This is a genomic window from Paracoccus sp. P2 (genome assembly GCF_046335115.1).
Taxonomy (GTDB): Bacteria; Pseudomonadota; Alphaproteobacteria; order Rhodobacterales; family Rhodobacteraceae; genus Paracoccus; species Paracoccus pantotrophus.
Genome location: NZ_JBGOSN010000002.1, coordinates 40190 through 53735 on the forward strand (window position 1 = coordinate 40190; position 13546 = coordinate 53735).

Annotated in this window: 12 protein-coding genes; 8 read left to right on the top strand and 4 right to left on the bottom strand. The window is 69.4% G+C overall.

The window, feature by feature from the left end; genetic code table 11:
• Window positions 1–86: 86 nt before the first annotated feature.
• The 8 genes from ACDP63_RS01400 to ACDP63_RS01435 all read left to right on the top strand — a co-directional run bounded on the left by ACDP63_RS01400 (window position 87) and on the right by ACDP63_RS01435 (window position 10218).
• Entirely contained in the window at window positions 87–1727 is a 1641-nt protein-coding gene (locus tag ACDP63_RS01400; protein WP_024843429.1) for a bifunctional 3-(3-hydroxy-phenyl)propionate/3-hydroxycinnamic acid hydroxylase, read from the top strand.
• A gap of 409 nt (window positions 1728–2136) precedes the next feature.
• Complete coding sequence (locus ACDP63_RS01405; RefSeq protein ID WP_409927638.1) at window positions 2137–4014, top strand: TRAP transporter large permease subunit; 1878 nt, start codon at window positions 2137–2139, stop codon at window positions 4012–4014.
• 29 nt (window positions 4015–4043) lie between these two features.
• Window positions 4044–5060 carry a TRAP transporter substrate-binding protein gene (locus ACDP63_RS01410; protein WP_114669156.1) on the top strand — a complete coding sequence of 339 codons (1017 nt, stop codon included), beginning with the start codon at window positions 4044–4046 and terminating at the stop codon, window positions 5058–5060.
• Window positions 5060–5872: an IclR family transcriptional regulator gene (locus ACDP63_RS01415; RefSeq protein ID WP_409927639.1), complete on the top strand. Its 813-nt coding sequence runs from the start codon at window positions 5060–5062 to the stop codon at window positions 5870–5872. The genes ACDP63_RS01410 and ACDP63_RS01415 overlap by 1 nt, the downstream gene beginning before the upstream one ends.
• Entirely contained in the window at window positions 5869–7038 is a 1170-nt protein-coding gene (locus ACDP63_RS01420) for an acetyl-CoA acetyltransferase (RefSeq protein ID WP_024843433.1), read from the top strand. The genes ACDP63_RS01415 and ACDP63_RS01420 overlap by 4 nt, the downstream gene beginning before the upstream one ends.
• Window positions 7035–8636 (top strand): acyl-CoA synthetase, encoded by a 1602-nt coding sequence (locus tag ACDP63_RS01425; RefSeq protein WP_409927640.1) that lies wholly within the window; start codon window positions 7035–7037, stop codon window positions 8634–8636. The genes ACDP63_RS01420 and ACDP63_RS01425 overlap by 4 nt, the downstream gene beginning before the upstream one ends.
• Window positions 8633–9460, top strand: a complete 828-nt coding sequence (locus ACDP63_RS01430; protein ID WP_024843435.1) for a PCC domain-containing protein — start codon at window positions 8633–8635, stop codon at window positions 9458–9460. The genes ACDP63_RS01425 and ACDP63_RS01430 overlap by 4 nt, the downstream gene beginning before the upstream one ends.
• Window positions 9457–10218 carry an SDR family NAD(P)-dependent oxidoreductase gene (locus tag ACDP63_RS01435; RefSeq protein ID WP_024843436.1) on the top strand — a complete coding sequence of 254 codons (762 nt, stop codon included), beginning with the start codon at window positions 9457–9459 and terminating at the stop codon, window positions 10216–10218. Before ACDP63_RS01430 ends, ACDP63_RS01435 begins: the two co-directional genes overlap by 4 nt.
• Before the next feature lie 24 nt (window positions 10219–10242).
• Here ACDP63_RS01435 and ACDP63_RS01440 read toward each other — a convergent pair whose 3' ends face one another.
• From ACDP63_RS01440 to glnP, 4 genes are read right to left on the bottom strand one after another with little or no spacing between them, the layout of a single operon-like run.
• Window positions 10243–11163 carry a MurR/RpiR family transcriptional regulator gene (locus ACDP63_RS01440; protein ID WP_024843437.1) on the bottom strand — a complete coding sequence of 307 codons (921 nt, stop codon included), beginning with the start codon at window positions 11161–11163 and terminating at the stop codon, window positions 10243–10245.
• Entirely contained in the window at window positions 11120–12139 is a 1020-nt protein-coding gene (locus tag ACDP63_RS01445; protein WP_024843438.1) for a C45 family autoproteolytic acyltransferase/hydolase, read from the bottom strand. Before ACDP63_RS01445 ends, ACDP63_RS01440 begins: the two co-directional genes overlap by 44 nt.
• The gene (glnQ, locus tag ACDP63_RS01450; protein ID WP_197025545.1) at window positions 12132–12851 is read right to left on the bottom strand and encodes a glutamine ABC transporter ATP-binding protein GlnQ; all 720 of its coding nucleotides are present in this window, start codon (window positions 12849–12851) and stop codon (window positions 12132–12134) included. The genes ACDP63_RS01445 and glnQ overlap by 8 nt, the downstream gene beginning before the upstream one ends.
• A 2-nt stretch (window positions 12852–12853) precedes the next feature.
• On the bottom strand, window positions 12854–13510 hold the full coding sequence (glnP, locus tag ACDP63_RS01455; protein WP_024843440.1) for a glutamine ABC transporter permease GlnP: 657 nt from the start codon (window positions 13508–13510) through the stop codon (window positions 12854–12856).
• Window positions 13511–13546 lie beyond the last annotated feature (36 nt).

Genomic DNA, 13546 nt, shown 5'->3' on the forward strand with positions numbered 1-13546 from the left:
CAAATTCACCGCCGACCGATCCACCCGCATGGGAGCGCGGGCGATCGGGCCGGAACCCCCGGCAATCGTTTCAGGGAGGAGCAAGCATGACCCCATCAACCCAAGCCATCGACACCGATGTCGCCATCGTCGGCGCCGGTCCGGTCGGGACGCTGCTGGCGATCCTGCTGGGCCAGCGCGGCAAGCGCGTCACGCTGATCGAGCGTTGGAGCACGCATTACGACCTGCCGCGCGCCGTGACCTTCGACCACGAGATCGCGCGCATCCTGGCCACGCTGGGCATCGACGCCGAATCCGACCCGTCGATCAACCATCACGACGAGCTTTACTACTGGCGCAACGCCAGGGGCGAGAACCTGCAGATCGTGGATTGGCAGAGCCGGTCGGCCAGCGGCTGGCGCGTGCGCTACTGGTTCAACCAGCCGCTGCTGGAAAAGCGCCTGCTGAAGATCGCGGCCGGCATGCCGGAAATCACCGTGATGCGCGGCTGGAACGCCGTCGCGCTGGACCAGGAGGCCGAGGGCGTCACCCTGGCGCTGCAACGGAACCCCGAGGAGGTCGGCCCGGATGGCGAGCGCCGGACGATCCGGGCGAAATTCGTCGTCGGCACCGACGGCGCCAACAGCTTCGTGCGCCATGCGCTTGGCATCGAGAACGAGGACAAGGGCTATTTCTTCGACTGGCTGATCCTCGACATGCTGCCGAAATTCGACTATTGCGCCGCGCACCCGGATGAGCCGGCGCAATGGCAGCTTTGCGACCCCAGCCGCCCGACCACCATCGTCCCCGGCGGGCCGGCACCGCTGCCCGGCCAGCCCGACCGCCGCCGCTGGGAGTTCATGGTCCTGCCCGGCGAATCGGCGGCCGAGATGCAGACCCCGGAAAAGGCGTGGGAATTGCTGCAGCCCTGGGGCCTGACCCCCGAGAATGCCGCGCTGGAGCGCGCCGCCGTCTATCGCTTCCAGGCCCGCTGGGCGAAGCAATGGCACAAGGGCCGCTGCCTGATCGGCGGCGACGCCGCGCATCTGATGCCGCCCTTTGCCGGCGAGGGCATGTGCGCCGGCATCCGCGACGCGGTGGCGATGGCCTGGCGGCTGGACCTGATCCTCGAGGGCAAGGCAGGGCTCGGCCTGCTCGACAGCTATACCAGCGAGCGCAAGGATCATGCCTGCCACTACATCGACTTCAGCCGGGAACTGGGCCGCATCATCTGCATCGCCGACGCGGCCGAGGCCGCGGTGCGCGACACCCGCATGATCGCCGAGCTTCAGGCCCGCGGCCAACGGCCGGTGCCGACCGACATCTGCCATCTCGGCCCCGGCGCCTGGTGCCCGGCCAGCGCCCATGCCGGCGAACTGTCGGTGCAGGGCGTGGTCGAGCACAAGGGCCGGCGCGACCGTTTCGACCAGGCCGTGGGCCGGGGCTGGGTGGTGATCGGCCACGAGGCCGATCCGCTGGCGGCGCTGACGCCGAGGCAGCGGGCGCAGCTTGACCTGCTCGAGGGGTTCGGCGTGCAGCTCTGCGCCCCCGGCGGCGGCTGCGCCGTGATCGACACCGAGGGCACCTACAGGCGCTGGTTCGACGAGATCGACGCGAAATTTGTGCTGATCCGGCCGGATTTCTATGTCGCGGCCACAGCAAACAGCCCCGAGGTCTTCCAGCAGCGCGTCGATGCGGTGATGCGCACGCTGGACCTGGCCGACAGCCCGGCGCTGGCGGCGGAGTAAGGGACCGGCCTCTGGTCCCGGTGCCGGGCGCCCCGCCCGGATCCTGTCCGGGGTGGGCCGGGCAGGCGGGGCCTGTTCGCTGCCTTCCTGCGCATCGACGGCCAGCCCATCATCCGATGACGCGCCGCGCAAGGCGGATTCGAGCCGAGGCGCAAGCCCTGACAGAAACGGCCGCGCCAAGCCGGCGCGGCCCTTGTCATTTTCGCTGCCCGAGCGGAGATTTGTTCCATAGTATAGAATGGCATATTTGCAAAGGATCGCCAGATACCGCCAAAATCGCGGCAACTGGCAATTTTCACTTGCACTTTGTCAAGAATCGCCCAGAAATTCCCAAAAACGCGGCAGCTGTAATGTCCATATCATGGATCATCAGCAGGGAGGGGAGGCCCGCCGCCATGGGAGGGATGCGATGCAACTGACCGACACCCCGCCCGAGGGCGAGCTGGCCCTGGGCGGCATCGAGGCACTGGCCGAGCCCAAGCGCGCCGAGTTCTGGATGCGCCCGGTCGAGATCGCCGCCGCCGGCCTTCTGGTGGTGATGATCGTCACCGTGCTGGCCAACGTGTTCTTCCGCTATGTGCTGACCAAGCCCTTGATCTGGGGCGACGAGGTCGCGTCCATCAGCTTCATCTGGATGGCGATGCTGGGCGCGGCGCTGGCGGTGGACCGGCACGAGCATATGCGCCTGACCGTGTTCCTGCCCCTGCTGCCCGAGCGGCTGGCGCGGGTGGCCGAGGTGACGGGACAGGTTCTGGTCTGCGTATTGCTGCTGCGGCTTTTGCCGGTCGCGGTGGAATATGCCTATGAGGAAAGCTTTGTCAGGTCGCCGGCGCTGGGACTGCCGATGTCCTGGCGCGCCTCGGCCCTGCCGGCGGGGATCGGGCTGATGGCGGTGCTGGCGGTGCTTTCGGTCCTGCGCTCGCGCGAATGGCGCATCATCGCCGCGACCCTGGCCATTACGGCACTGGCAGTGGCGCTGATGTGGTTCGCGCGGCCGGCGCTTCTGTCCATCGGCAACTGGAACCTGCCGATCTGGCTGGGCCTGCTGGTCGCGGTGCTGCTGTGCATCGGCGTGCCCATCGCCTTCTGCTTCGCGCTGGGGACGCTGGCCTATCTGACCTTCGCCAGCCACGCGCCGATCTTCGTGATGATGGGCCGCATCGACGAGGGCATGTCCTCGCTGATCCTGCTGTCGGTGCCGGTCTTCGTGCTGCTGGGCTGCATCCTCGACGCCACCGGCATGGGCAAGGCCATCGTCAATTTCCTCGCCTCGCTTCTGGGCCACGTCAAGGCGGGGATGAGCTATGTGCTGCTGGGCTCGATGTTCCTGGTCTCGGGGATTTCCGGCTCGAAGGTCTCGGACATGGCGACGGTGGCGCCTGCGCTTTTCCCGGAAATGCGCCGTCGCGGCCATTCCGCGCCCGAGATGACGGCGCTCCTGGCCACCGGCGCGGCCATGGCCGATACGGTGCCGCCCTCGATCGTGCTGATCGTGCTGGGCTCGGTCGCGGGCGTGTCCATCGCCGGGCTCTTCACCTCGGGCTTCGTCATCGCCATGGTGCTACTGGTCGTGCTGGCGGTGCTGGCACGCTGGAAGGCGCGGGCCGAGGACATGTCGGGCGTACGCGCCGCCACCCTGCCGCTGATCGGCCGGACCGCGCTGATCGCGGCGCCGGCGCTGGTCCTGCCCTTCATGATCCGCAGCCTGGTCGGCGGCGGCGTCGCCACGGCGACCGAGGTTTCGACCATCGCCGTGGTCTATGCCTTCGTCATCGGCGTCGTGCTCTATGGCGGCATCCCGGTCCGCAGGCTGGGCACCATGCTGGTCGAGACCGCGGCCATGTCGGGCGCGATCCTGCTGATCCTGGGCGCGGCCTCGGCCATGGCCTGGGCGCTGACGCAATCCGGCTTTGCCCGCGACCTGATGGCCGTCGTCACCGGCCTGCCGGGCGGCTGGATGGTGTTCATGCTGGCCTCGATCCTGATCTTCCTGATCCTCGGCTGCGTGCTCGAGGGGCTGCCGGCCATCGTGCTCTTGGCACCGATCATGTTCCCCATCGCCCGCGGCCTGGGCATCCACGACATTCATTACGCCATGGTCATCGTCACCGCGATGAACATCGGGCTGATGGCACCGCCCATCGGCATCGGCTTCTACATCGCCTGCAAGATCGCCAACGTGCCCGCCGACCAGGTCATGCGCCGGATCTGGCCCTATCTGGCGGCGCTGCTGGTCGGCCTGCTGGCCATCGCCGCCGTGCCGGCGTTCTCGACCGCCTTGCTTTGACGTCAACAACCCTCGGGGAGGAGGAAACCATGACCATCACCCGCCGCAGCATCCTGATGGGTGCCGCCGCAGGCGCGCTTGCCGCGCCCTTCATCCGGCCGGGCGCCGCCCGCGCCGCCGAGTTCAGCTACAAGATCGCGAACAACCAGCCCTTGGAGCATCCCAGCAACGTGCGGCTGGCCGAGGCGGTCAAGGCGATCCTCGAGGAAACCTCGGGCGCGGTGGATATCCAGATCTTCCCCTCGAACCAGCTGGGCGCCGATACCGACGTGCTGGGCCAGCTGCGCTCGGGCGGGGTCGAGTTCTTCCAGCTTTCGCCGGTGATCCTGTCCACGCTGGTGCCGAATGCCTCGATCAACGGCGTGGGCTTCGCCTTCCCCGACTACGACACGGTGTGGAAGGCGATGGACGGCGAGCTGGGCGCCTATGCCCGCGGCCAGATCGAGAATGCCGGCCTGGTGGTGATGGACAAGATCTGGGACAATGGCTTTCGCCAGACCACCACCTCGACCAAGCCGATCCAGACGCCCGAGGATCTGCAGGGCTTCAAGATCCGCGTGCCGGTCAGCCCGCTCTGGACCTCGCTGTTCTCGGCCTTCGGCGCCGCGCCCGCCTCGATCAACTTCGCCGAGGTCTATACCGCGCTGCAGACCGGCATCGTGGACGGGCAGGAAAACCCGCTGGCGATCATGAAGGTCGCCAAGCTGTGGGAGGTGCAGAAATACCTGTCCATGACCAACCACATGTGGGACGGGTTCTGGCTCTTGGGCAACCGCCGCGCCTGGGGCGCCCTGCCCGAGGACGCGCAGCAGGCCGTCGCCAAGCATTTCAACGCCGGCGCGGAACGCCAGCGCGAGGATGTGATGGCGCTGAACGCCACCCTGCGCGGCGATCTGGAAAGCCACGGCTTCGTCTTCAACGACGTGGATCCGCAGCCCTTCGAGGACAAGCTGCGCGAGGCGGGCTTCTATGCCGAGTGGAAAAAGACCTATGGCGACGAGGCATGGGAGATCCTGGAAGCCGCCATCGGCCGGAAGCTGGCCTGATGACGGACGCGCCCGCCCCCGAAACGACCGGCGGCGCGCAGGCGGTGGCGCGGGCGCTGTCGCTGCTGTCGCTGGTCGGCAGGGGCGGCGATGCGGGGCTGGCGCTGGGGCAGCTGGCCGCCGCCTCGGGGCTGGCAAGGCCCACGGTGCGGCGGCTGCTCTTGGCGCTGGCCGCGGCGCGCATGGTCGAGCAGGACCGCCAAACCCGGCGCTATCACCTGGGCCCCGAGGCCTATCTGCTGGGCAGCTTCGCCGCCGAGCGCCACGGCATCCTGCATCACGCCCGCGACTCCATGCTGCGGCTGGCGCGCGAGACCGGCGACACCCTGCTTTTGACCGTGCCGCAGGGCGACCATACCCTGTGCCTGGAGCGGATCGAGGGCGATTTCCCGATCCGCACCCATGCGTTGATGCGCGGCGACCGCAAGCCCGCGGGCGTCGGCGCGGGCGCCTTGGCGATCCTCGCCGCCCTGCCGGTGGCCGAGGGCGACGCGCTGCTGCGCCGCGTGGCGCCCCTGGCCGAGGCGCTGGCCCCCGGCCTTGCCGCCGCGCTGGCCGAGGATCTGGCAGGGGCACGCGCGGCCGGGCACGCGCTTAACCCCGGCCGGCTGGTGCCGGGATCCTGGGGCCTGGGGGTGGCGATCCTGTGGCCCGACGGGCGGCCGGCCGGCGCGCTTTCCATCGCCGCCATCGAGAACCGCATGGGCGCGGCGCGGCAGGCCGAACTGGCCGCCCTGCTGCATCGCGAGGCGCGGCGGGTCGAAGCCCGCCTGGCCGCGCTGGACACGCAACCGAAAAGGAACATCGCATGAGTGATCCGCTGATCGTCGGCTGGGCGCATACGAAATTCGGCAAGTCCGAGGCTCCCGACACGCTGGCCCTGATGGCCGAGGTGGCACGGCCGGCGCTGGACCATGCGGGCCTTGGCGCCGATGCTGTCGATGGCATTTTCGTCGGCGTCTACAACAACGGTTTCTCGCGGCAGGATTTCCAGGGCGCGCTGGTCGCCATGGGCACGCCGGAGCTGGCGGGCGTGCCCTTCATGCGCACGGAAAACGCCTGCGCCACCGGCTCGGCCGCGCTGTATGCGGCGGCGGATTTCATCGCCTCGGGCCGCGGCAAGGTCGCCCTGGTCATCGGCGCCGAGAAGATGAGCGCGACGCCCGGCGACCAGGTCGGCGACATCCTGCTGTCGGCCAGCTACGTCCCCGAGGAGGGCGAGATCCCCGGCGGTTTCGCCGGCGTCTTCGGCCGCATCACCGAGAGCTATTTCCAGCGCCACGGCGACCGGTCCGAGGAACTGGCGATGATCGCCGCCAAGAACCACGAAAACGGCATGCGCAACCCCTATGCGCATATGCAGAAGCCTTTCGACCTCGCCTTCTGCAACACCATCTCGGACAAGAACCCGCGCGTCGCCGGGCCGCTCAGGCGCACGGATTGCTCGCTGGTCTCGGACGGGGCGGCGGCGCTGGTGCTGGCCGCGCCCGAACTGGCGGCCGACCTGCAGCGCGCCATCCGCTTCCGCGCCCGTGCGCAGGCCGGCGACCTGCTGGCGCTGTCGCGGCGCGATCCCATCGCCTTCGACGGCCCGCACCGGGCCTGGGCTGCGGCGCTGGAGCAGGCGGGGCTGGGCATCACGGACCTGGCGCTGGTCGAGACGCATGACTGCTTCACCACCGCCGAGATGATCGAATACGAGGCCATGGGCCTGGCCCCGCGCGGCCAGGGCTGGCGCGTCATCCGCGACGGCGTGACCCGGTTCGACGGCGCGCTGCCGGTGAACCCCTCGGGCGGGCTGAAATCGCGCGGCCATCCGATCGGCGCCACCGGCGTCTCGCAGCATGTCATGGTCGCCATGCAGCTGGCCGGCGATGCCGGCGCCATGCAGGTGCCGGGCGCCAGCCTGGGCGGGGTCTTCAACATGGGCGGCGCCGCGGTCGCCAGCTATTGCTCGATCCTGGAGCGGGTGAAATGACCGAACCCGCCACCGACCCGGCTGGCGGCGTGACCCCGGTCTCGACCCGGGTAATGAATCTTGCCACCTTCCTGACCCAGGCCGCGCGGCGCGACCCGGACGGCATCGCGCTGGTCATGGGCGAGGCGCGCTGGACATGGGCCGAGTTCGAGGCCCGCGCCGACGCCCTGGCCCATGCGCTGCAGACCCGCTTTGGCCTGCGCAAGGGCGACCGGGTCATGTGCCAGTCGCAGAACTGCATGGAGATGATGCAGGCCATGTTCGCCACCTGGCGCGCGGGTGGCGTCTGGGTGCCCGCGAACTTCCGCCAGACGCCCGAGGAAGTGGCCTGGCTGACCGAATCCTCGGGCGCGACGCTGATGTTCTGCAATGCCGCCTTTCCCGATCACGCCGCCGCCTGCGGCGTGACCACGCTGGTCTTCGGGCAGGCCGGTTTCGGCCCCTCGGTGCAGGCCATCACCGCCGAGCATATGGGAAGCCGCCCGCAGGTGGCGGCGGTGGATCGCGACGATCCCTGCTGGTTCTTCTTCACCTCGGGGACCACCGGCCGGCCCAAGGCCTCGGTGCTGACCCACGGCCAGATGGGTTTCGTGGTCACGAACCACCTGGCCGACCTGATGCCGGGCCTGACCGGAGACGACGCCTCGCTGGTCGTGGCGCCCCTGTCGCATGGCGCGGGCGTACACCAGCTGACCCAGGTGGCGCGCGGGGTGAAAACCGTGCTGCTGCCGACCGAGCGTTTCGACGTGGCGCAGGTCTGGGATCTGGTGCGGGCATGGCGGGTGTCCACCATGTTCACCGTGCCGACGATCCTGAAGCTCTTGGTCGAGCATCCGGCGACGGAGACGGCCGACACCTCGTCCTTGCGCTACGTGATCTATGCCGGAGCGCCGATGTATCGCGTGGACCAGCAAAAGGCGCTGCGCGTCCTGGGCAAGGTGCTGGTGCAATATTTCGGCCTGGGCGAATGCACCGGCAACATCACCGTGCTGCCCGCGCATCTGCACGAGGCCGAGGACGGCCCGACCACCCGCATCGGCACCTGCGGCCATGCCCGCACCGGCATCGAGATCCAGATCCAGGACGATCAGGGCCGCGAATTGCCGCCCGGCCAGACCGGCGAGATCTGCGTGATCGGCCCGGCAGTCTTTGCCGGCTACTATCAGAACCCGCAGGCCAATGCGAAGGCCTTCCGCGACGGCTGGTTCCGCACCGGCGACCTGGGCCATATGGACGAGGCGGGGTTTCTCTATATCACCGGGCGCGAGTCGGACATGTTCATCTCGGGCGGCTCGAACGTCTATCCGCGCGAGATCGAGGAAAAGATCCTGACCCATCCCGCCATTTCCGAGGTCGCGGTGCTGGGCGTGCCCGACCCGCTCTGGGGCGAGGTCGGCTGGGCGGTCTGCGTGGCCGAAACCCCCGTGACCGAGGAGGAGCTGGCGGCATTCCTTGCACCGAAACTGTCGCGCTACAAGCTGCCCAGGCGCTTCCTGTTCTGGGACGGCCTGCCGAAATCGGCCTATGGCAAGATCACCAAGAAGATGATCCGCGAGGAGCTGGAGGCGCGCGGCCTGCTGGAGCAGGCCCCGGCATGAACATGGTCCATCCCGGCCCCCGCGCGGTCGAGCGCGTGCAGGCCCGGCGCGCCGCGCTGCGTCCCGTCCATGGGCAACTGCGCGCCGGGCAGACGGTGATGCAGGCGGTGGGCGAGCTGTTCGCCGATCACGGCTGCAAGGGTGGCGTCGTCTCGCTGGCGGGCCTTGCCTGCGCGCCGATGCGCTATGTCCTGCCGGCGCTGTCGACCGACGGGCTGCACGCGGCCTGGTATTCCGACACCCATGCGCCCGCCGGCCGCTGGACCCTCGACAGCGCCACCGCGACGGTCGGCAGGAAGGACGGCGCGCCCTTCCTGCATTGCCACGGCATCTGGTCGGACGGGCGAGAGGTCGCGATGGGCCACCTGCTGCCCTTTGATGCGGTGATTGCCGAGGACGTGGCGGTCGAGGGGCTGGGCGCGGCGGAGACATGGTTCGAGGCGCTGCCCGACGAGGAAACCGCCTTCACCCTGTTCACCCCGCAGGGCGGCGGCGACGGCCCCGGCATCTTCGCCCGCATCCTGCCGGGCGAGGATGTGGTCTCGGCCATCGAGACGCTGGCCGCCCGGCACGGCATCGCCACGGCGCGGCTGCATGGCGTGGGCAGCATCGACCATATCCGCTTCGCCGAGGGGCATCGCATGGACTGCCTGGCCACCGAGCTGCGGCTGGACGGCGCGCGGCTGGCCCGGGGCACGGCGCATGTGCCGATCGAGGTTGTGGACATCGACGGCCATATCGCGCGCGGCACGCTGGAACGGGGCGCGAACCCCGTCGGCGTGACGCTGGAACTCATCATCGAACCGACAGGGGAAACGCCATGAAAACCGCCATCGTCACCGGGGGCTGCCGCGGCATCGGCCTGGCCGCCACCGAGATCTTCCTGGAACAGGGCTGGCGCGTCGCCATGGTCGACCGCGACACCCAGGAACTGCACCGGGTCGCAGAGGGCATGGAGAACGTGCTGGCGGTCGAGGCCGATGTCTCGGACCCCGACCAGGTCGAGCGCATGGTGGCCGAGACCGTCGCCGGCCTTGGCCGCGTCGATGCGCTGGTCAACAACGCGGGCGTGGCGCTGTTTTCGCGCGCGGGCCGCACCAGTTTCGAGGAATGGCGCGAGGTGATGGCGACCAATCTGGACGGCGTGTTCCTGTGTACCCAGGCCGCGGCGCCGGAACTGGCGAAAACCGGCGGCGCCATCGTCAACATCGCTTCGATTTCCGGGCTCAGGGCCTCGACGCTGCGGGTGGCCTATGGCACCTCGAAGGCGGCGGTGATCCACCTGACCAAGCAATTCGCCGCCGAACTGGGCGAGCATGGCATCCGCGTCAACTGCGTCGCCCCCGGCCCGGTCAAGACCAAGCTGGCCATGGCGGTGCATGCGCCCGAGATCATCTCGGCCTATTACGACGCCATCCCGCTGAACCGCTATGGCGAGGCGCGCGAGATCGCCGAGGCCATCGTGTTCCTGTGCTCGGAGAAGGCCAGCTTCGTCTCGGGGCAGACGCTGGCGGTGGATGGCGGCTTCGACGCCACCGGCGTCGGCCTGCCGGCGCTGCGGCGCGAGAACGAGCCGGCCTGACGGCGGCGCGCGCGCCGGACCGGATCAGCCGATTTCGACGCGCAGCCTTTCGATCATCCTGTCGCGCTCGCGCAGGGCGCGGCGCGCGGCCGCCGGCCGGGTGGCGGCGCAGGCGTTGACCAGGCATTCGACGGCGACGGTAAAGGCGCCGATGCTGTTCGACAGGAAGCTGGTCTCATGCGCGACCAGGATCGCGGCGCGCGAGCTTTGCACCAGCGGCGAATCGGTCCGGTCGGTCAGGGCCACGGTGCCGATGCCAAGCTTGCGCGCCTCGGCCGCGACCTCGACCACCTGCGCCGAATAGGGCGCGCAGCTGGTCGAGATCAGCACCCCGCCCTCGCCCAGCAGCGCCAGCCCCTCGGCAATGCCCAGCCCGTTCGCATCGAGCAGCGCCACGTCCGAGCGGATCATGCGCAGCCCATAGACCAGGAAGCTGGCGATGGAATGGAACTGGCGGATGCCGTGAACCACGACCCGCGGCGCCGCCATGATCATCTCGGCCGCCATATCGAAGGCGGCCTCGTCGAACTGTTCGATGAACCGGTCGATATTGGCCTGGTTCTCGCGGCACAGCCGCGCGGCGCGGGCGCGGGTCGAACTGCCGCCCTCGAGCGCCGAAGCCGCCCGGCGCGAATAGAACGCCCCCGGCGCGCTCATCGAGGCCGAGAGCAGAACCTGCTGGAAACCGGGAAAGCCGGAGTAGCCCAGCGAATGCGCCAGCCGGGTCAGGGTCGAGGGGCTGACCTCCAGCCGCTCGGCCAGCGTGGTGATCGACAGCAGCACCGGATCGCCGGTCAGGTCCAGGATGCGCGACAGCGCGCCGCGCGCCTTGGCCCCCAGCGAGATGCCGCCCTCGCCCTGCGCGATGGCGACGGCCAGGGCGCGCAGCTCTTGCAGGGTCTCAGGCGGTGCCGCTGTAGCGGGCGGGTCCGGTGGCGCGGTCATGGATGCTCCAATCGAGCCCCCGGACGGTCAGGCGCAGGATCGCGGTGCCGAGGGTGTTTTCTTCGTCGGGATCATCCTCCGCATCGCGCCGGATGGGAAGCCCCTCGCCGCCGGTATCGCGCAGGATCGCCAGCGGAGCCGCGCCCGCCGCCACCAGCGCATCGCCGCGCCGCTGCCGGTCGCCCGAGGACGCGGTGACGATCTGGCCGTCAAGGCCGCGCGGCAGGTGCAGCGCGTGATTGGCATGCAGCGCCGGGGCGACGATCTCGCGCCGCGACATCGCGCCGCCGCCGAACTCGACCGACAGGATGCGCCCGTCACCGCGCTGCATCAGCGCGAAATGGAACCCGCCCGAGGCGGCATCGGCCAGCACCTCCAGCGCCGCCGCCAGCGTCGGGCAGGCCAGCACCGCCCGGCCCAGCACCATGCGCGGGATTTCCGCCTCGACCCCGGTCAGGCGCAGGTTGTTCACCGTCTGCACCAGCCCGGCGCCGGTAAAGGCAAAGGTATGGCCGGGGATCGAGCCGGGATAGCAGAAGGCATGGAAGCCCGGCTCGGCCTCGGGCCGGGCCTCGGCGATGAAGCAGGCGCCGCGAAAGCAGGGCAGCCCGTCCTCGTTATGCGCCAGCAGCGGCTCGGGGCCCGGCAGCATGACGGTGGTGCAGCCGTCCGGGACCGAGGCCAGCAGGTCGCCGCGGCAGTTCCAGGCAAAGACCTGCGCCACCGGCAGGCCCAGCCCCTCGGCCAGCCCCTCGATTTCCTGCCAGATGCGCGGAAAGCGGGCACGGGTCGCCGCGGCCATGGCGGCAAGGCGGGGGGCATGGGCGGCGGCGTTGACCTCCTGCCACAGCGGATGGCCGGACAGGTGCCGCCGCACCGCCGCGCGGCCGGCGCGGCCAAGCGCGACGCCGATCTGATGCGGGGTGCCGGCCAGTTGCAGCCAGCCCAGCCCGGGCGCGGTCGAAACCTCAGACATGTTGCAGGAAATCCCTCAGCCGGTCGTTGGGCGGGTTGGCGATGGTCTGGACCGGATCGCCGTCCACCGAGATCTTGCCATGTTCCATGAAGATCAGCCGCGTGCCGACCTGGCGGGCGAAGCCCATCTCATGGGTGACGACGACCATGGTCATGCCCTCCTGCGCCAGTTCGCGCATGACGTTCAGCACCTCCTGCTTCAGCTCGGGGTCGAGCGCCGAGGTCGGCTCGTCGAACAGCATGACCTTGGGCCGGATCGCCAGCGCCCGGGCGATGGCCACGCGCTGCTGCTGGCCGCCCGACAGCGCCGAGGGCGGATGATGGGCACGCGCCGCCAGCCCGACCTTTTCCAGAAGCCGCATCGCCTGCGCCTCGGCCTCGGCGCGCGGCAGGCCGCGCACCTTGCGCGGGCCGAAGGCCACGTTCTGCAAGGCGGTCATCTGCGGGAACAGGTTGAACTGCTGGAACACCATCCCGGCCTCCTGCCGGATGCGGCGCAGCTGCTTGGCCCCGGCGCGAACCGAGATGCCATCCACCAGCAGGTCGCCGCCGGTGATCTGTTCAAGCCCGTTGATGCAGCGCAGCAGCGTGGACTTGCCCGAGCCCGAGGGGCCGATCAGCACCACCACCTCGCCGGTCTCGATGGAGAGATCGACCTCGTCCAGCACCTTCAGGTCGCCGAAGTGCTTGGAGGTCTTGCGAAACTCGATGATGCTCACAGGATCCTCATGCGTTTTTCGATCAGCCGCAGGACAAAGGTCAGGACGCCGGTCATGACCAGGTAAAGCACCGCCACCGCCGTCCAGATCTCGACGGCGCGGAAGTTCGAGGCCATGATCTCCTGCCCGGTACGGGTCAGCTCGCCCACCCCGATCACGATGAACAGCGAGGTGTCCTTGAGCGAGACGATGAACTGGTTGCCCAGGGGCGGGATCAGCCGGCGAAAGGCCAGCGGACCGACGATATGGGTCAGCACCTTCCATTGCGGCAGGCCCATGGCCAGCCCCGCCTCGGTCAGGCCGCGCGGGATCGACAGGAAGGCGCCGCGCACGATCTCGGCGATATAGGCGCCGGCATTGACCACGATGGCCAGGATCGCGGCGGTCATCGGGTCGATGCGCACCCCGGCCAGCACCGGCAGCGCGAAATACAGGAACATCACCTGCACCACGATCGGCGTACCCCGGATCACCTCGATATAGGCGAAGGCGATGGCGTTCAGGATGACGCCGCCATAGGCGCGCATCAGCCCGGCGATCAGCCCGAGGACGGTGCCACCGACCAGACCGGCCAGCGCGATGAGGATGGTGACGCGGGCGCCGGCGAGAAGTTGCGGCAAGAAGCCGGGAACGACGGACCAATCGACTTCCAAGGGAAGACCTCCGTGACGCGGAAAGGACAGGATACG

Excerpts from the sequence above, each read along its gene's own strand:
- ACDP63_RS01400 (WP_024843429.1), top strand. The coding sequence starts at position 87 with ATGACCCCATCAACCCAAGCCATCGACACCGATGTCGCCATCGTCGGC.
- ACDP63_RS01405 (WP_409927638.1), top strand. The coding sequence starts at position 2,137 with ATGCAACTGACCGACACCCCGCCCGAGGGCGAGCTGGCCCTGGGCGGC.
- ACDP63_RS01410 (WP_114669156.1), top strand. The coding sequence starts at position 4,044 with ATGACCATCACCCGCCGCAGCATCCTGATGGGTGCCGCCGCAGGCGCG.
- ACDP63_RS01415 (WP_409927639.1), top strand. The coding sequence starts at position 5,060 with ATGACGGACGCGCCCGCCCCCGAAACGACCGGCGGCGCGCAGGCGGTG.
- ACDP63_RS01420 (WP_024843433.1), top strand. The coding sequence starts at position 5,869 with ATGAGTGATCCGCTGATCGTCGGCTGGGCGCATACGAAATTCGGCAAG.
- ACDP63_RS01425 (WP_409927640.1), top strand. The coding sequence starts at position 7,035 with ATGACCGAACCCGCCACCGACCCGGCTGGCGGCGTGACCCCGGTCTCG.
- ACDP63_RS01430 (WP_024843435.1), top strand. The coding sequence starts at position 8,633 with ATGAACATGGTCCATCCCGGCCCCCGCGCGGTCGAGCGCGTGCAGGCC.
- ACDP63_RS01435 (WP_024843436.1), top strand. The coding sequence starts at position 9,457 with ATGAAAACCGCCATCGTCACCGGGGGCTGCCGCGGCATCGGCCTGGCC.
- ACDP63_RS01440 (WP_024843437.1), bottom strand. The coding sequence starts at position 11,163 with ATGACCGCGCCACCGGACCCGCCCGCTACAGCGGCACCGCCTGAGACC.
- ACDP63_RS01445 (WP_024843438.1), bottom strand. The coding sequence starts at position 12,139 with ATGTCTGAGGTTTCGACCGCGCCCGGGCTGGGCTGGCTGCAACTGGCC.